Below are 16780 nucleotides of genomic sequence, written 5' to 3'. Positions count from 1 at the left end.
CTAGCCCTGCCGTGGTCCCGCGGCGATCAGCCGGGCAGGCCGCTCGAGCGCCACGACCCGGGGCCGTGGCGGTGCGGGCCGCGTACGCCTCGGGCGGGGTCGGTCCACGCCGGCCGCGGGCGCGCCGGGGCAGCGCCGGCGCCGGAGCCCAGCGCGGACAGCACGGCCACCAGCGCGGCGACCTCCTCGGGTGTCGCGTCCGGGTTGACGACCCGCAGCAGGGGCGTGCGCGCGGCGGGGTCGGGCTGGCTCGCGGCGGCCATCAGAGGGGGATGTTCCCGTGCTTCTTGGCCGGGAGGGACTCCCGCTTGGACCGGAGCAGCCGCAGCGAGCGGACGATCTCCACGCGGGTCTCGTGGGGCGCGATGACGGCGTCGATGTAGCCCCGCTCGGCCGCGATGTAGGGGTTGGCGAGCGTGGTCTCGTACTCGTCGACCAGCTCCGCGCGGCGGGCCTCGACGTCGCCGCCCTCGTCGGCGACGGCCTGGAGGGTCTTGCGGTGCAGGATGTTGGCCGCGCCCTGGGCGCCCATGACGGCGATCTGGGCGGTGGGCCAGGCGACGTTGATGTCGGCGCCGAGGTGCTTGGAGCCCATCACGTCGTAGGCGCCGCCGTAGGCCTTGCGGGTGATGACGGTGACCAGCGGGACGGTGGCCTCGGCGTAGGCGTAGATCAGCTTGGCGCCGCGGCGGATGATGCCGTTCCACTCCTGGTCGGTGCCGGGCAGGAAGCCGGGGACGTCGACGAAGGTGAGCACCGGGAGGTTGAACGCGTCGCAGAAGCGGACGAACCGGGCGGCCTTCTCGGAGGCGTCGATGTCGAGGGTGCCGGCGAACTGCATCGGCTGGTTGGCCACGATGCCCACGGTGTGGCCCTCCACGCGGCCGAAGCCGACGAGGATGTTGGGCGCGAACAGCTCCTGGACCTCGAGGAACTCCTCGTCGTCGAGCACCGCCGTGATCACGTCGTGCATGTCGTAGGGCTGGTTGGGCGAGTCGGGGATGATCGTGTCGAGGGCCCGGTCGAGGTCGGTGACCTCCATGTCGGGCGCCTCGCCCGACTCGGGGTCGTGCACCGGTGCGGGGTCGAGATTGTTCTGCGGGAGGTAGGACAGCATCGCCTTGACGTACTCGATGGCGTCCTCCTCGTCGGAGGCCATGTAGTGGGCGTTGCCCGACTTCGTGTTGTGGGTGCGCGCGCCGCCGAGGTCCTCCATCGTGACGTCCTCGCCGGTGACGGTCTTGATCACGTCGGGGCCGGTGATGAACATCGCCGAGGTCTGGTCGACCATGACGGTGAAGTCGGTGACCGCCGGGGAGTAGACGTGCCCGCCCGCGCAGTTGCCCATGATCAGGCTGATCTGGGGGATGACGCCGGAGGCGTGCACGTTGCGGCGGAAGATCTCGCCGTAGAGGCCGAGGGAGACCACGCCCTCCTGGATCCGGGCGCCGGCACCCTCGTTGATGCCGATGATGGGGCAGCCGGTCTTGATCGCGAGGTCCATCACCTTGGTGATCTTCTCGCCGTAGACCTCGCCCAGCGAGCCACCGAAGACGGTGAAGTCCTGGCTGAACACGCACACCATCCGGCCGTTGACCTCGCCGTAGCCGGTCACCACGCCGTCGCCGTAGGGCCGGGTCTTCTCCAGCCCGAACGCGGTCGAGCGGTGCCGCGCGAGCTCGTCGAGCTCGACGAAGGTGCCCTCGTCGAAGAGCATCTCGATGCGCTCGCGGGCGGTCCGGCGGCCCTTGGCGTGCTGCTTCTCGATCGCCTGCGCCGAGCCGGCGTGCACCGCCTCGTCGAGTCGGCGCTCGAGGTCGGCGAGCTTGCCCGCGGTCGTGTGGACGTCGATCTCCGACGGCGGGGGGACGTCGGTGCCTTCACCGGGCTGTGCGCTCACGCGGTGGCCTCCTGTGCTGGGGTCGTGTCTGCTCGAGACGGTGCGAGACGGTCTGGGGACCGGTGCTGCGTGCTCGGCCCGTGGGGCAATCTAGACCCCATGACGCCCGAGCCCGCACCGCGCCCACCCCTCGACCTCGACCGGCTGGTGGCCCCGGCCGGGTGGCGCGTCGAGGTCGTCGAGGCCGTCTCGTCGACCAACGCCGCCGTCGCCGAGCGGGCCCGTGCGGGCGAGGAGCCGGGCCTGGTGCTGGTCACCGAGCACCAGACCGCCGGGCGCGGTCGCCTCGACCGGGTGTGGGAGACGCCGGCGCGCTCCTCGCTGACGTTCTCGGTGCTGCTGCGCCCCGACCTCCCGCCGGCCTCGTGGTCGTGGCTGCCGCTCCTCACCGGGTACGCCGTGCAGGCCGCGCTCGCCGACCGGCTGCCCGACATCGCCCTCAAGTGGCCCAACGACGTGCTCGTCGACGGCGGCTCGGGCAGCGGGCGCAAGGTGTGCGGCATCCTCGTCGAGCGCGTGGAGACCCCCGCCGGCCCGACGGCGGTGGTCGGGGTCGGCATCAACGTCGACCAGACCCTCGACGAGCTCCCGGTCGCGCTGGCGACCTCGATCAGCCTCGAGACGGGCGAGCCGGTCGAGCGCACCGGCCTGCTCGGCCAGGTGCTCGGCTCGCTGCACGGCCTGCAGGGGCTGCTCGACGACGTCGACTCGCTGCGCGCGGCGTACGCCGACGTGTGCGTGACGCTCGGCAGGACCGTCGACGTCCACCTGCCCGGCGGCGACGTACGCCGCGGCGAGGCCCTCGACATCGACGGGAGCGGCGCGCTCGTGGTCGGCACCGACGACGGGACGTTCGTCGTGGCCGCGGGCGACGTGGTGCACGTGCGTCCCGCCTAGTGACATGATCGGCGCGTGCCGTTCCCGAGCAATCTCCTCAACCCCGGTGAGCGCGTCGTCGTGTCCACCCGGACCCACGTCAAGGCGCTGATCCTCCCCGGTCTCGCCGTGCTGGTGGCGCTGGCGGCCGCCGTCCTCCTCGACCGGCTCATCGAGCCCCGGGTCGCGAGCCTGGTCGTCTGGGCCCTGTTCGCCGCGGTGGCGGTGTGGTTCGTCGTCGGCCCCCTGCTGCGCTGGCTCACCACGACCTACACCTTCACCAACCGTCGCTTCATCAAGCGCACCGGCTTCATCGCGAAGTCCGGTCGCACCATCCCGCTCAACCGCATCAGCGGCGTCGACTTCGAAATCGACGTGATCGACCGCGTCTTCGGCTGCGGCACGCTGGTCGTCACCGACGCCAGCACCGACGGCAGCGTCCGGCTCCACGACATCCCCGACGTGGAGCAGGTGCAGCTGCAGGTCTCCGACGAGCTGCACCACCTCTCGGGTGGCGACCGACGCGACGATGGCGCCTGAGCGCAGGCGTCGAGGCGCCAAGCCCGACCCCGACCCGGTCCCCGACCCCGGTCCGCCGGGGGAGCAGCTCGACCACGCGATCCTGCGCAGCGACCCGGCGTTCAACGCCGTCGAGGTCGCCGAGCAGACCGGCGTGACGGTCGAGCAGGCGCGCCGGCTGTGGCGCGCGCTCGGCTTCCCCGAGTTCACGGGGGAGAAGGCCTACACGGCCGCCGACATCGAGGCCGTCGCGACCCTCATGGGCTTCGTCGACTCGGGTGCCGTCGACTTCGACGTGGCCGTCAACCTCACCCGCGGCGTCGGCCAGACGATGGCGCGCCTGGCCGACTGGGAGGTCTCCACGCTCGTCAGCCGGGTGGAGGAGATGGAGGCCGGCGAGGAGGCCACCGGCTCGCGCGTCGGCTCGGCCATGCGGCTCATCGACGAGGTCAACCCGCCCTTCGAGCGGCTCCTCGTCTACGCGTGGCGCCGCCACCTGGCCGCCGCGGTCGGCCGGATCGAGGCGATGGGCGCCAAGGACGAGGACCTGCACACCATCGAGGTGACCGTCGGGTTCGCCGACCTGGTCTCCTTCACCGCGCTGTCCAACACCCTCGACCGCGACGAGATCGGCGACCTCGTCGAGGTCTTCGAGAGCAGGTGCCAGGACGTGGTCGCCCGCATCGGCGGCCGGATCATCAAGAGCCTCGGCGACTCGGTCCTCTTCGTCACCAACACCGCCGAGGAGGGGGTCGGGGTGGCCGAGGGGATCATCAACGTGATCGGGCGCGACCCGAAGATGCCCGACGTGCGCCTCGGCCTCGCCAGCGGCCCGGTCGTCCAGCGGCTGGGCGACATCTTCGGACCCCCGGTCAACATGGCCGCCCGGCTCACCCAGGTCGCGCGCCGCAACCGGCTCATCGTCGACCAGAAGACCGCCGACCTGCTGCCCGACGAGGAGTGGGAGGACCGGCGGCTGCCGGCCCGTCCGGTGCGCGGCTTCGGCCTCGTCGAGCCCGTCGCCGTGCGCCGCCGCTGACAGGTCCCTGGACCAGACCACTGGCCCCTTTCTCACCCATAAGGGTCACACGGGCGCCCGGTCATCCCTACGTTTCAGGCCGTGTTGGCTGTGCAGGACGTGCGACTCGACCCCCTCTCCCGACGCGTGTGGCGTGGTGAGCGCGAGATCAGGCTCTCGCGCAAGGAGTTCCAGCTCCTGCACGCCCTGATGGCGCGACCGGGTGACATCGTCACCCGCGGCGAGCTGATGGCCGAGGTGTGGCAGACGACCTTCTACACCAACTCCAAGACCATCGACGTGCACCTGGGCTGGCTGCGTCGCAAGCTCGGCGACGACCCGCGCAACCCCACGCTGATCACGACCCACCGCGGCCGCGGCCTGCGCTTCGAGCCGGTCGCCAGCACGGTCTCCGGCTGATCGGTCAGCCGCTCGCCACGACCAGGCAGCAGGCCGTGAGCACGACGCAGGCCGGCGTCATCGCCAGCCGCTCGGGACGGCTGCGCGAGACGGCGTTGAGCACGACGCCGAGGGCGAAGTAGCCGACCAGCACCCACGCGACCACGTGGGCCGCGGTGCCGGCGGTGCCCCACGCGCCCGCGCGCACGAGCAGGGCGCCGACCACGGCGGCGTACAGCGGGACCGACAGCGCGCTGCCGATCCGCAGGCCCCTCGGCAGCACCTCGTGCCGGCCGCCCCACACGAGCCGTCCGTGGGGCCGTCCGGCCGCCACCAGCACCTGGACCCCGGCGATCGCGGCCAGCACCACGGCGGCGACGAGGACCGCGACGAGGTCGGGAGCGCTCACGGCCGGCGCACCGCGGCGAGGTGCCGCTCGGCGTTGGCGGCGACGCGGTCGAGCGCGGCGACGAGGGCGGGGACGTCGACGCCCTCCTCCAGCCCGTCGTCGTGCCGGGCGAGCGACTCCCACGCGGCGGCGAGCAGCGCCCGACCCTCGGGCGTCAGCCCCACGACGTTCGCCCGACGGTCGCCCGGATCGGCGACGACGGCGACCAGGCCGTCGCGGGTCAGCGACGCCAGGCGCTGCGTCACCGCGGAGCGCGAGACGTCGAGGGCCGCCGCGACGGTGCTCTGGCGCGCGGGCTCGAGCGCGTCGATGGTGGCCAGGGCGGCCAGCTCGGACACCCCGATGCCGTGGGCGGGGCGGAGGTGGGCGTCGGCCACCCGGTCGACGAGGGCCGTCGCCCGGTGGAGCGCGAGGGCGAAGCGGCGGGAGACGGGCTCGGGATCGGTAATTGTGAAGCACTTAACAACCTGCGGTGTCTCGACGTCAAGCCCCCGGCCCCGCCGCGTGGGCGGCTTCTATAGGCTCCGGGCGTGTCCTCGACCGGCTCGCACCGCGCTCCCACGCTCGCTGTCGTCGGGGGCGGCCAGCTGGCGCGGATGATGGCCCAGCCCGCGATCGCGCTCGGGCTCCCGCTGCGCCTGCTCGCGGAGGCCGAGGGGGTCTCGGCCGCCCAGGTGATCCCCGACCACCTCGTCGGCGACCACACCGACCTGCCCACGCTGCGCCGGGTGACCGAGGGGGCGGCGGTGGTCACCTTCGACCACGAGCACGTCCCGACGGCCCACCTGCGCGCGCTCGCCGCGGACGGGGTCGCCGTACGCCCCGGCCCCGACGCCCTCGTGCACGCCCAGGACAAGGCGGTGATGCGGCGCCGGCTCGCCGAGCTCGACGTGCCCTGCCCCCGCAACGCCGTGGTCGCCTCCACCGACGACGTGGCCGCCTTCGGCCTGCCGTGCGTGCTCAAGACCACCCGGGGCGGCTACGACGGCAAGGGGGTGTGGGTGGTGCGTGACCTGGCCCAGGCGCAGGCCGCCTTCGACGCCGCCGCCGCGGCCGGCGTGGAGGTGCTGGCCGAGGAGCTCGTCGACTTCCGGCGCGAGCTCTCGGCGCTGGTGGCGCGCTCGCCCAGCGGCCAGGCCGCGGCCTACCCCGTCGTCGCCTCCACCCAGCTCGACGGCATCTGCCACGAGGTCGTCGCCCCCGCGCCGGACCTCGCGCCCGCGCTCGCCGGCCAGGCGCAGGAGATCGCCCTGCGGGTCGCCGGCGCCCTCGACGTCACGGGCATCCTCGCCGTGGAGCTCTTCGAGACGACCGACGGCCGGATCCTGGTCAACGAGCTGGCCATGCGTCCGCACAACACCGGCCACTGGACCCAGGACGGAGCCGTGACGTCGCAGTTCGAGAACCACCTGCGCGCCGTCATGGACCTCCCGCTCGGCTCGCCCGCACCCCGCGAGCGCTGGACAGTGATGGTCAACATCCTCGGCGGCCCCACCGACTCCGGCCGGCTGTACGACGGCCTCCCGCACGCGATGGCGCGCGACCCGCGACTGCGGGTTCACTTCTACGGCAAGGACCTGCGCCCCGGGCGCAAGGTCGGGCACGTCAACGCCTACGGCGACGACCTCGAGGACTGCCTCGAGCGGGCCCGCCACGCGGCTGCGTGGTTCCGTGGCGACCTGGGCAACGAGAGCGAGTGAGGGCGAGAGACAGGATGGCGAGCAGATGAGCGACACGCAGCAGGCCGGCCCCCGCGTCGGGATCGTGATGGGCTCCGACTCCGACTGGCCGGTCATGCAGGCCGCCGGCGAGGTGCTCACCGAGCTCGGGGTGGCCTGGGAGGCCGACGTCCTCTCCGCGCACCGGATGCCCACCGAGATGATCGCGTGGGGCCGCGAGGCGCACACCCGCGGGCTGTCGGTCGTGATCGCCGGCGCCGGTGGCGCCGCCCACCTGCCCGGCATGCTGGCCTCGGTCACGCCGCTGCCGGTCATCGGGGTGCCGGTGCCGCTGAAGTACCTCGACGGGATGGACTCCCTGCTCTCCATCGTCCAGATGCCCGGCGGCATCCCCGTCGCCACCGTCGCCATCGGCAACGCCAAGAACGCCGGCATCCTCGCCGCCCGCATCCTCGGCACCGGCGACCCCGACCTCCAGCAGCGCCTCGTCGACTACCAGGCCGGGCTCGCCGAGACCGCGCACGCCAAGGGCGAGGTCGTGCGCCGCGCCGCGGCCGGCGACACCCCGCGGGTCGGCTTCTAGCCCGGCTTCTGGTCGTCGACCCGGCCGCGCAGCGCCTTGGTCTGACCGCGCTGCTTCTTCGCCTTCAGGCGCCGCTCCTTCGCCCCGCGGCTGGGACGCGTGGGCCGACGCGACGGCGGTGGCGGGGCGAGCGCCTCGCGCAGCAGGTCGGCGAGGCGCTCGCGGGCCGCCACCCGGTTGCGGTGCTGGGAGCGGTGCTCGGAGGCCGCGATGCTGACCCGCCCCGAGGGCCAGCGCCGCAGGGCCCGCGCCCGCTGCGCGTCGGTGAGGGCCTGCGAGGTGGCGACGTCGAAGTCGAGCTCGACGCGTGAGTCGCTGGTGTTGACCGACTGGCCGCCCGGCCCGGGGGAGCGCGAGAACCGCTCGACCAGCTCGGCCGCGGGCACGACCAACCCGTCGGGCAGGCCGGGTCCGGCCGGGACGTGGAGGTCGCGCATCCCCCCATTGTGGGATGAAACCCCCTCTCGCTTGACGGCGGCCGGGTGAGCCGCGAGCGTCTCGTCCATGGGGGAGCAGCGGGTCGGCGTGGTCGGCGGGGGCATCCTCGGCGTCGCCATCGCGCGCGAGGTGGTGCGCCGCCGCCCCGGCGCCGAGGTGGTGGTGCTGGAGAAGGAGGAGCGGCTGGCCGCCCACCAGACCGGGCACAACTCCGGGGTCGTCCACGCCGGCATCTACTACCGCCCCGGCAGCCTCAAGGCCGAGCTCTGCGCGCGCGGGCGCGGCCTGCTCCGTGACTTCTGCCTCGAGCGCGACATCGCCTACGACGAGTGCGGCAAGCTCGTCGTGGCGGTCGACGCCGACGAGATGGGCCGCTTCGACGCCCTCGAGCAGACCGCTCGCGCCAACGGCGTGCCCGGCCTGCGCCGGCTCACCGCCGGGCAGATCGCCGACGTCGAGCCCCACGCTCGCGGGCTGGCGGCGCTCCACTCGCCGCAGACCGCCATCACCGACTACCCGGCGATCACCGCGGCGCTCGCCGACGACGTGTTCGCGGCGGGCGGCGGCGTCCGCCTCGGTGCGCGCGTGGTCGGCATCCGGCGCGACGGCGACGCGGTGCTCGTGCAGGTGGACGGCGACCCGACGCCGCTGCGGTTCGACCACGTCGTGGTCGCCGCGGGCCTGCAGGCCGACCGGGTGTCGGCGCTGGTCGACGGCGAGGGCGGCCCGGCGATCCTGCCGTTCCGCGGGGAGTACCTCGCCGTCAGCACCGACAAGCAGGACCTGGTGCGCGGCATGGTCTACCCGGTGCCCGACCCGCGCTACCCCTTCCTCGGCGTGCACTTCACCAGGCGGGTCGACGGGTCGCTGGAGGTGGGCCCCAACGCCGTGCTGGCGACCCGGCGGGAGGGATACCGCCGCCGCGACGTCTCGCCCGCCGACCTGCGCGACACCCTCGCGTGGCCGGGGTTCTGGCGGATGGCGCGCACCCACTGGCGCACGGGCGTCGGCGAGGTGGTCGGCTCGGCGTCCCGGCGGGCGTTCATGCGCTCGGCCTCGCGCTACGTGGACGGCATCGGGGTCGCCGACGTGACCCGCGCCGGCAGCGGCGTCCGTGCCCAGGCGGTCGACCGCGACGGCAGCCTCGTCGACGACTTCCGCATCACCCGCGCCGACGGCGTCACCTGCGTGCGCAACGCGCCCTCTCCCGGGGCGACCTCCAGCCTGGCCATCGCGGCCCACGTGGTGGACGCGGTGTGGCAGCACCGCGCGTGAGGTCGCCGCGCACCGGTGCGGCGATGTCTAGGGTCGGGGCATGACCACACGCTGGGGCATCGCCGCCACGGGCGGCATGGCCGCCGCCTTCGCCTCCGACCTCGCCGTGACGCCCGACGCGGAGGTCGCGTTCGTGGGCAGCCGCTCGCCAGCCTCGGCGGCCGACTTCGCCGCCCGCCTCGCCGCCGACGGCGCGGGTGCCGGCAGCTATCGCGACCTGCTCGAGGCGGGCCGGCGCGGCGACGTCGACGTGGTCTACCTCGCCACCCCGCACCCCCAGCACCACGACCTCGCGATGGCCGCGATCGAGGCCGGCACCCCGCTGCTGGTCGAGAAGGCGTTCACCGCCACCCTCGCCGGTGCGGAGGAGGTCGTGGCCGCCGCCCGCGCCGCCGGCGTGTTCTGCATGGAGGCCATGTGGACCCGCTTCCAGCCCGCCGTGGCGCACGTGCGCGACCTCGTGGCGGCCGGCGAGATCGGCGAGGTGCTGCTGGTGCAGGCCGACTTCGGCGCCCAGCGCGACTACGACCCGGCGAGCCGGCTGTTCGACCTCGCGCTCGGCGGCGGCTCGATCCTCGACCTCGGCGTCTACCCGGTCTCCCTGGCCCAGCACGTCCTCGGCCGCCCGGACCGGGTCACCGCCACCGGCACCACCTACCCCGACGGGGCCGACCGCTCGGCCGCGATCCAGCTGTCCTACGACGACGGCCGCGCCGCGTCGCTGACCTGCACGCTCGCGAGCCAGACGCCCGGCCGGGCGCTCCTGGTGGGCACCGAGGGGTCCGTCGAGATCGTCCCGCCGTTCTACCACCCCAGCACCGTCGTCGTACGCCGCAACGGCGGCGAGCCCGAGGAGGTCGAGCGCCTGCCCAGCGGCCGCGGCTACGTCCACCAGGCCGAGGAGGTGCAGCGCTGCCTGGCGGCCGGGCTGACCGAGAGCCCGGTGATGCCGCTGCAGGACACCCTCGACGTGATGTGGGTGCTGGAGGAGGCGCTCGGACAGCTCGGCATCACGATGGCGGAGGCCACGGTCGAGGTGTGAGCGACGGCTCAGGACTCGGACCCGGTGCGCCAGGGTCGCGGCGAGTGCCTAGGGTGCGGTGGTGACCCGTGAGGACTCCCGACTGCACTCGATCTACGACCTCGTCGTCCAGCGCAACCCCGGCGAGGGTGAGTTCCACCAAGCGGTGCGCGAGGTGCTCGACAGCCTCGGGCCCGTCGTGGCGCGCCACCCGGAGTACGCCGACGCCCGGGTGATCGAGCGGATCTGCGAGCCCGAGCGGCAGATCATCTTCCGGGTGCCGTGGGTCGACGACACCGGCCGGGTGGAGATCCACCGCGGCTTCCGGGTGGAGTTCAACTCGGCGCTCGGCCCCTACAAGGGCGGCCTGCGCTTCCACCCCAGCGTCTACCTGGGCATCGTGAAATTCCTCGGCTTCGAGCAGGTCTTCAAGAACGCGCTCACCGGCATGCCGATCGGCGGCGCCAAGGGCGGCGCCGACTTCGACCCCAAGGGTCGCTCCGACGGCGAGGTGATGCGCTTCTGCCAGTCCTTCATGACCGAGCTCTACCGCCACATCGGGGAGTACACCGACGTGCCGGCCGGCGACATCGGCGTGGGCGGGCGCGAGATCGGCTACCTGTTCGGGCAGTACAAGCGGATCACCAACCGCTACGAGTCCGGCGTGCTCACCGGCAAGGGCACCGGGTGGGGCGGGTCGGCGGTCCGCAAGGAGGCCACCGGCTACGGCACCGCCTTCTTCGTGCGCGAGATGCTGCGCCAGCGCGGCGAGTCCCTCGACGGCAGGAGGGTCGTCGTCTCGGGCTCGGGCAACGTCGCCATCTACGCCATCGAGAAGGTCCACGAGATGGGCGGCACGGTGATCGCGTGCTCCGACTCCGGCGGCTACGTCGTCGACGAGGCCGGCATCGACCTCGAGCTGCTCAAGCAGCTCAAGGAGGTCGAGCGGGCGCGGATCAGCGAGTACGCCGAGCGGCGCCCCGGGGCGTCCTACGTCGCGGGAGGGTCGATCTGGGACGTGCCGTGCCACGTCGCACTGCCGTGCGCGACCGAGAACGAGCTCGACGACGTCGCGGCCCGGACGCTGGTCAAGCAGGGCTGCGTCGTGGTCGCCGAGGGCGCGAACATGCCGACCACGCCCGCCGGCGTGGCGACGTTCGTGGACGCGGGCGTGCTCTTCGCGCCCGGCAAGGCGGCCAACGCCGGCGGCGTCGCGACCAGCGCGCTGGAGATGCAGCAGAACGCCTCGCGCGACTCGTGGACCCACGACCACGCGGAGGCCAGGCTGGCCGAGATCATGGCGGGCATCCACGAGCGGTGCGCCGCGGCCGCCGACGACTACGGCCGGCCCGGCGACTACGTTCTCGGTGCCAACATCGCCGGCTTCGTCCGGGTCGCGGACGCGATGCTGGCGATGGGCGTCGTCTGAGACGCCGCCCGCGCCGGGCTCAGCGGCCGCGCCGGCGCCACTCGATGGCCGGGCAGGTGTCCATCACCATCGGCACGCCGGCCGCGGTCGTGCGGGCGTAGGCGTCGCGGTCGACGACCCCGAGCTGGAACCACACGCCGCCGGCCCCCACCGCGACGGCCTGGTCGGCGAACTCGCCGGCCGCCTCGGAGCGACGGAACACGTCGACGACGTCGATCGGGTCGGGGACGTCGGCGAGGGTGGGGTAGCCCTGCTCGCCCAGCACGGCCGGGGCGCCGGGGTCGGCGAACACCGGGTGCACCGGGATGATCCGCTTGCCGCGCTCCTGCAGCAGCGCCGCGATCGAGTACGCCGTGCGGCTGGGGTCGCCGGACAGCCCGACGACGGCCCAGGTGTGCGTCTCGTCGAGCATCCGGTCGATGACCGCGGGGTCCTGCCAGTCGCTGCCCATGGCGTCACGGTAGCCGGGCGGACCCACCAGCGGAGCGTCCCGGAGCGCGCCGTGGTTACCAACTGGTAGCGACACCTGCGGGGGTGGTGTCGCCTCGTGGGGCGATGTGGTGGGATGAGCCACGTCACATCACATCCACGGAGGGAACACTCCACATGCTCCACACCGCATCCCGGCGCCTCGGCGCCGTCGCTGCTGCCGGCGCGCTGACCGCTGGCGCCATGGTCGCCCTGGCGGCGCCGACCGCGACCGCGGCCACCGCCTCGACCACCTACACCTGCACCTTCCCGGCGCTGGGCGCCCGCGACATCCCCGTCGCGATCACGGCCACCCTGCCCGCCGCGGCCAACGCCGGTCTGGACGCTCCGTCCATCCCGGTGCTGCTCAGCGTCACCCTCCCGGGCGACGTCGTCGACGCCGCGAAGGGCCTCTTCCAGGCCACCAGCATCGGCGGCTTCTCCAACGACATGGTCGCCACCCTCGACGAGCTGTCCTCCGACGCCGCCGCGGACCTGCCCCTGCAGAACGTGCGCTTCCCGCAGACGGCCCTCCCGGCGACGGCCAACACCCCGGTGAAGCTCGACACGCCCAATCCGCTCGCCACCCCGGGCGCGGTCCCGGCCGGCACGGTGCCGGTGAACCTGCCGGGCAAGGGCACCTACGACATCGTGGTGCCGTCGGCGTTCAAGTTCACCGCGACCAAGCAGGGCGACGTGACGATGCTCGCGGACGTGCCGTGCGTCTTCAAGGCGGGCTCCCCGTCGAGCCTCGGCTCGATCGTCCTCGCCCCCAACGAGTCGACCACCGAGGCCACCCCGGCCAAGAAGGTCACCAAGCTCGGCACGAAGACCAAGCTGAAGGTCGTCGTGGAGGCGGCCAACGAGGTGCCGACCGGCAAGGTCAAGGTCATGCTCGGCAAGAAGGCCGTCGGCAAGGGCGTCCTCAACGCCAAGGGCAAGACGAAGATCACGCTGAAGAAGGCGCTGCCGGCTGGCAAGACCAAGCTCAAGGTGCTCTACCTCGGTGACGACTACACCAAGAAGTCGAAGGACAAGAAGGTCGTGATCCGGGTCCGCTGACCCGCTCCACGCCTCTCCCGCCCGGTCGGTGCCTCGGCACCGGCCGGGCGTTCGTCGTTCCCCGCCTGGAGCACGGATCGGAGCACGGATCGGACCACGGATCGGAGCGGGACGGGTAGTGGGGATGGCCACACCGCCGTCGTCTCCGCGCAGAAGCATGGACGTCCTACAATTCCGGCATGAGCGAGTTCCCCCTCTACGCCCTCTCCGAGGAGCACCAGGCCATCCGCGAGGCCGTCCGCGCCGTCGCCGACGCCAAGATCGCGCCGTTCGCGGCCGCCGTGGACGAGGAGGCCCGCTACCCCCACGAGGCGGCCGAGGCGCTGCTCGCCTCCGACTTCCACGCCCCGCACGTCCCCGAGGCCTACGGCGGCGCCGGCGCCGACGCGCTCGCGACGGTGCTGGTCATCGAGGAGGTCGCCCGCGCCTGCGTGTCGTCGTCCCTGATCCCCGCGGTCAACAAGCTCGGCTCGCTGCCCGTGCAGATCGCCGGGTCCGAGGAGCTCAAGCAGCACTACCTCGGCGCGCTCGCCCGCGGCGAGGGCGGCTTCTCCTACTGCCTCTCCGAGCCCGACGCCGGCTCCGACGCCGGCGGCATGAAGACCCGCGCGGTGCGCGACGGCGACGAGTGGGTGCTCGACGGCGTGAAGCGCTGGATCACCAACGCGGGGGAGTCGGAGTACTACACCGTCATGGCCGTCACCGACCCGGAGAAGAAGACCCGCGGCGGCATCTCGGCGTTCGTGGTCGAGAAGTCCGACGAGGGCGTCTCCTTCGGTGCCCCCGAGAAGAAGCTCGGCATCAAGGGCAGCCCGACCCGCGAGGTCTACCTCGACAAGGTCCGCATCCCCGCCTCGCGGATGATCGGCGAGGAGGGCACCGGCTTCACGACCGCGATGAAGACCCTCGACCACACCCGGGTGACCATCGCCGCCCAGGCGGTCGGCGTCGCGCAGGGCGCGCTCGACTACGCCCTCGAGTACGCCAAGGAGCGCCAGCAGTTCGGCAGGTCGATCGCCGACTTCCAGGGCCTGCAGTTCCTGCTCGCCGACATGGGCATGAAGGTCGAGGCGGCCCGCCAGATGACCTACGCCGCCGCCGGCCGCTCCGAGCGCGGCGACGACGACCTCACCTTCTTCGGCGCGGCCGCCAAGTGCTTCGCCTCCGACGTCGCGATGGAGGTCACCGTCAACGCCGTGCAGGTGCTCGGCGGCTACGGCTACACCCGCGACTACCCGGTCGAGCGGATGATGCGCGACGCCAAGATCACCCAGATCTACGAGGGCACCAACCAGGTCCAGCGGATCGTGATGGCACGTCAGCTCCTTGCCGGGGTGCAGTCCGAGCTGTAGCCGTCACGACCAGTGCTCGACGAGGATCCTGGTGGCCTGTGCCACCAGGTCGTCGTCGGTGTCGGCATCCGCGGCGTCGTGCCTGGTCAGCACGACGACCACCCACGGCGCCCGGCCCGGCGGGCGCACGACCGCGACGTCGTTCCGGGTCCCGTACGACGCGGTGCCGCTCTTGTCGCCGACCCGCCACGACGCCGGCACGCCCGCCCGGACGAGCCGCGCACCCGTGAGGCTGTCGAAGAGGTCGTCGTTGAGGAGCCACCGGTCGGGGCGGTCCAGCACGTCGCCCAGCGCGAGGTCCTCGACGACATCGGCGAGCGCTCTCGGCGTGCTGGTGTCACGGACCTCGCCGGGCTGCCAGTCGTTGAGGTCCGGCTCGACGCGGTCGACGGAGGTCACGGTGTCGCCGAGCTCCACGAGCCGGTCCTCGACCGCGCCGGGGCCGCCCACGAGGTCGAAGAGCACGTTGGTCGCGGTGTTGTCGCTGAGGGTGATCGCGGCGTCGAGGAGCTGGCGGACCGTCATCCCGTCCTCGACGAACATCTCCGTCACCGGTGAGTGGGGCACGAGCTCGTCCTCCGACCAGAAGAGCCGCCGCTCGAGGTCGCGGGTCGAGAGCCGGTCGAGCACGACGCCGGCGAGCAGCACCTTGACGGTGGAGGCCAGCGCGAAGCGTTCGTCGGCCCGGTGGCCGAGCCGCGCGCCGGTGCCGGTGTCGATCGCCATGAGGCCGACGCGGGCGCCCCGGCGCCGTTCGAGCGCCGCGAGCCGGGAGCGGACGTCCGCGGGTGCGGCCACCGTCCCCGGGCTCGGGGCGTCTGATGGTGTCGCACCCCGGACGGCTTCGCCGGCCTCCTCGGCTGACCCGGACCCCCCGGACCTGTCGGCCAGACCGGCGAGCGCACCCACCACGGTGAGGGCGACGAGGGCGACGAGGGCGACGACGACGACGATGACGGTGCGACGATGGTCGGTGCGTGGCATGTCGCTCAGTTCTACCCCTCCCGCTCGGCGTCGCGGGGGAGGGGTGCGTTGTAGAGCACGTCGCGGTGCTCCTGGTGGGTGCGCAGCCAGCCCAGGATGAACGGGCAGACCACCAGCGCCCTCAGCCCTCGCTGGCGGATGTCGTCGAGGGCAGCGCGGGCCAACGCACTGCCGACGCCCCGCCCCGAGAAGGACGGGTCGACCTCGGTGTGGGTCAGGACGACCAGCTCGTCGGTCTCCTGGTACTCGACGAACCCCGCGACTGTCCCGTGCTCGGCGAGTGCTTCGTAGCGCCGGCGATCGACGCTGTTGGTGACGGTGAGATCGGTGGACATGGGTCTGGGCTCCTGGGCTCGGTGGTGGGGACGTGCCCGAGCCTGCCGTCGCCCGGCGGTGCTTCGCGTCGGTGACGACCACCGAGACCCGTTCGTGGCTGGCTAGGTGGTCTTCACCGACGCGACCGCGGTGGACCCCGCGCGAGCCTGTCGGCACGGCACACCGGACCGCAACCGAAGGGAACACCTGATGGGACACATCACCGTTGGAGACGAGAACAGCACCCCGATCGAGCTCTACTACGAGGACCAGGGCGCGGGCCAGCCCGTCGTCCTCATCCACGGCTACCCCCTGGACGGCCACAGCTGGGAGCGCCAGACCCGTGAGCTGCTGGCCGCGGGGCGTCGCGTCATCACCTACGACCGGCGCGGGTTCGGGCAGTCGTCCAAGGTCGCGACCGGCTACGACTACGACACCTTCGCGGCCGACCTCCACGTCCTGATGGAGACCCTGGACCTGCACGACGTCGTGCTGGTCGGGTTCTCGATGGGCACCGGCGAGCTCGCCCGCTACGTCTCGACGTACGGCACCGAGAGGGTCGCCGGGCTGGCGTTCCTGGCCTCGCTCGAGCCCTTCCTCGTGCAGCGCGACGACAACCCCGACGGCGTGCCGCAGCAGGTCTTCGACGACATCGCGACGGCCGCCCGGGACGACCGCTACGCCTGGTTCACCCAGTTCTACCGCGACTTCTACAACCTCGACCAGACCCTCGGATCGCGGATCAGCGAGGAGGTCGTCCGGGCCAGCTGGGACACCGCCGCCTCCAGCGCGCCCGTGGCGGCGTACGCCGTCGTGCCGACCTGGATCGAGGACTTCCGCGACGACACCGAGGCGGTCCGCGCGGCCGGCCTGCCGACGCTGATCCTCCACGGCACCGCCGACAACATCTTGCCCATCGACGCCACCGGCCGGCGCTTCCGCGACCTCGTCCCGCACGCGGACTACGTCGAGATCGAGGGTGCGCCGCACGGGCTGCTGTGGACGCACGCCGACGAGGTCAACGGCGCGCTGCGCGCGTTCCTGGGATGAGGC

20 protein-coding genes are annotated in these 16780 nt (G+C 73.0%); 12 read left to right on the top strand and 8 right to left on the bottom strand.

From position 1 onward, the window contains the following. Positions 1-26: 26 nt before the first annotated feature. Positions 27-263 (bottom strand): acyl-CoA carboxylase subunit epsilon, encoded by a 237-nt coding sequence (locus AC4H2S_RS15250; RefSeq protein WP_491497821.1) that lies wholly within the window; start codon positions 261-263, stop codon positions 27-29. Then, positions 263-1900: an acyl-CoA carboxylase subunit beta gene (locus AC4H2S_RS15245; protein ID WP_491497820.1), complete on the bottom strand. Its 1638-nt coding sequence runs from the start codon at positions 1898-1900 to the stop codon at positions 263-265. The genes AC4H2S_RS15250 and AC4H2S_RS15245 overlap by 1 nt, the downstream gene beginning before the upstream one ends. A 99-nt stretch (positions 1901-1999) precedes the next feature. Here AC4H2S_RS15245 and AC4H2S_RS15240 point away from each other — a divergent pair, with 99 nt between their 5' ends. The 4 genes from AC4H2S_RS15240 to AC4H2S_RS15225 all read left to right on the top strand — a co-directional run bounded on the left by AC4H2S_RS15240 (position 2000) and on the right by AC4H2S_RS15225 (position 4733). Beyond that, positions 2000-2797, top strand: coding sequence for a biotin--[acetyl-CoA-carboxylase] ligase (locus tag AC4H2S_RS15240; RefSeq protein WP_491497819.1), 798 nt, complete (start codon positions 2000-2002; stop codon positions 2795-2797). Positions 2798-2812: 15 nt separating this feature from the next. Next, entirely contained in the window at positions 2813-3316 is a 504-nt protein-coding gene (locus tag AC4H2S_RS15235) for a PH domain-containing protein (RefSeq protein ID WP_491497818.1), read from the top strand. Next, positions 3288-4334, top strand: coding sequence for an adenylate/guanylate cyclase domain-containing protein (locus AC4H2S_RS15230; RefSeq protein WP_491497817.1), 1047 nt, complete (start codon positions 3288-3290; stop codon positions 4332-4334). The genes AC4H2S_RS15235 and AC4H2S_RS15230 overlap by 29 nt, the downstream gene beginning before the upstream one ends. 81 nt (positions 4335-4415) lie before the next feature. Further along, positions 4416-4733, top strand: coding sequence for a winged helix-turn-helix domain-containing protein (locus AC4H2S_RS15225; RefSeq protein WP_491497816.1), 318 nt, complete (start codon positions 4416-4418; stop codon positions 4731-4733). 4 nt (positions 4734-4737) lie between these two features. Here AC4H2S_RS15225 and AC4H2S_RS15220 read toward each other — a convergent pair whose 3' ends face one another. Together AC4H2S_RS15220 and AC4H2S_RS15215 are read right to left on the bottom strand one after the other, a co-directional pair. Next, positions 4738-5121 (bottom strand): hypothetical protein, encoded by a 384-nt coding sequence (locus AC4H2S_RS15220; RefSeq protein WP_491497815.1) that lies wholly within the window; start codon positions 5119-5121, stop codon positions 4738-4740. Beyond that, positions 5118-5498: a MarR family winged helix-turn-helix transcriptional regulator gene (locus AC4H2S_RS15215; RefSeq protein ID WP_491497814.1), complete on the bottom strand. Its 381-nt coding sequence runs from the start codon at positions 5496-5498 to the stop codon at positions 5118-5120. Before AC4H2S_RS15215 ends, AC4H2S_RS15220 begins: the two co-directional genes overlap by 4 nt. Positions 5499-5651: 153 nt before the next feature. Between AC4H2S_RS15215 and AC4H2S_RS15210 the strand changes: the two genes are divergently transcribed. Together AC4H2S_RS15210 and purE are read left to right on the top strand one after the other, a co-directional pair. Beyond that, positions 5652-6821, top strand: a complete 1170-nt coding sequence (locus AC4H2S_RS15210) for a 5-(carboxyamino)imidazole ribonucleotide synthase (RefSeq protein WP_491497813.1) — start codon at positions 5652-5654, stop codon at positions 6819-6821. 25 nt (positions 6822-6846) lie between these two features. Next, a complete protein-coding gene (gene purE, locus AC4H2S_RS15205) occupies positions 6847-7383 on the top strand; it encodes a 5-(carboxyamino)imidazole ribonucleotide mutase (RefSeq protein ID WP_491497812.1) in 537 nt (178 codons plus the stop codon). On the opposite strand, the gene arfB is transcribed toward purE, so the two are convergent. Further along, the gene (gene arfB / locus AC4H2S_RS15200) at positions 7380-7820 is read right to left on the bottom strand and encodes an alternative ribosome rescue aminoacyl-tRNA hydrolase ArfB (protein WP_491497811.1); all 441 of its coding nucleotides are present in this window, start codon (positions 7818-7820) and stop codon (positions 7380-7382) included. The two genes, purE and arfB, sit on opposite strands and share 4 nt — an antisense overlap. Before the next feature lie 67 nt (positions 7821-7887). Between arfB and lhgO the strand changes: the two genes are divergently transcribed. From lhgO to gdhA, 3 genes are all read left to right on the top strand, one after another. Next, on the top strand, positions 7888-9096 hold the full coding sequence (gene lhgO / locus AC4H2S_RS15195; RefSeq protein ID WP_491497810.1) for an L-2-hydroxyglutarate oxidase: 1209 nt from the start codon (positions 7888-7890) through the stop codon (positions 9094-9096). Positions 9097-9136: 40 nt separating this feature from the next. Further along, a complete protein-coding gene (locus AC4H2S_RS15190) occupies positions 9137-10138 on the top strand; it encodes a Gfo/Idh/MocA family protein (RefSeq protein ID WP_491497809.1) in 1002 nt (333 codons plus the stop codon). Positions 10139-10199: 61 nt separating this feature from the next. Then, positions 10200-11546 (top strand): NADP-specific glutamate dehydrogenase, encoded by a 1347-nt coding sequence (gdhA, locus tag AC4H2S_RS15185; protein ID WP_491497808.1) that lies wholly within the window; start codon positions 10200-10202, stop codon positions 11544-11546. A 19-nt stretch (positions 11547-11565) separates the two neighbouring features. Here the strand turns inward: gdhA and AC4H2S_RS15180 are convergent, their stop codons facing one another. After that, complete coding sequence (locus AC4H2S_RS15180; protein ID WP_491497807.1) at positions 11566-11997, bottom strand: CoA-binding protein; 432 nt, start codon at positions 11995-11997, stop codon at positions 11566-11568. A 155-nt stretch (positions 11998-12152) separates the two neighbouring features. Between AC4H2S_RS15180 and AC4H2S_RS15175 the strand changes: the two genes are divergently transcribed. Then, positions 12153-13076 carry a DUF6801 domain-containing protein gene (locus tag AC4H2S_RS15175; RefSeq protein WP_491497806.1) on the top strand — a complete coding sequence of 308 codons (924 nt, stop codon included), beginning with the start codon at positions 12153-12155 and terminating at the stop codon, positions 13074-13076. A 179-nt stretch (positions 13077-13255) separates the two neighbouring features. Then, positions 13256-14428: an acyl-CoA dehydrogenase family protein gene (locus tag AC4H2S_RS15170; RefSeq protein WP_491497805.1), complete on the top strand. Its 1173-nt coding sequence runs from the start codon at positions 13256-13258 to the stop codon at positions 14426-14428. Between the two features lie 3 nt (positions 14429-14431). On the opposite strand, the gene bla is transcribed toward AC4H2S_RS15170, so the two are convergent. Next, positions 14432-15412: a class A beta-lactamase gene (gene bla, locus AC4H2S_RS15165; protein WP_491497804.1), complete on the bottom strand. Its 981-nt coding sequence runs from the start codon at positions 15410-15412 to the stop codon at positions 14432-14434. A gap of 11 nt (positions 15413-15423) precedes the next feature. After that, on the bottom strand, positions 15424-15747 hold the full coding sequence (locus AC4H2S_RS15160; RefSeq protein WP_491497803.1) for a GNAT family N-acetyltransferase: 324 nt from the start codon (positions 15745-15747) through the stop codon (positions 15424-15426). 190 nt (positions 15748-15937) lie between these two features. Between AC4H2S_RS15160 and AC4H2S_RS15155 the strand changes: the two genes are divergently transcribed. Further along, the gene (locus tag AC4H2S_RS15155; protein WP_491497802.1) at positions 15938-16777 is read left to right on the top strand and encodes an alpha/beta fold hydrolase; all 840 of its coding nucleotides are present in this window, start codon (positions 15938-15940) and stop codon (positions 16775-16777) included. Positions 16778-16780 lie beyond the last annotated feature (3 nt).

This window comes from Nocardioides sp. Z13_37 (genome assembly GCF_058355585.1).
Note: the sequence above shows the minus strand (reverse complement) of the source record. Positions and strands in the feature narration are given on the sequence as shown.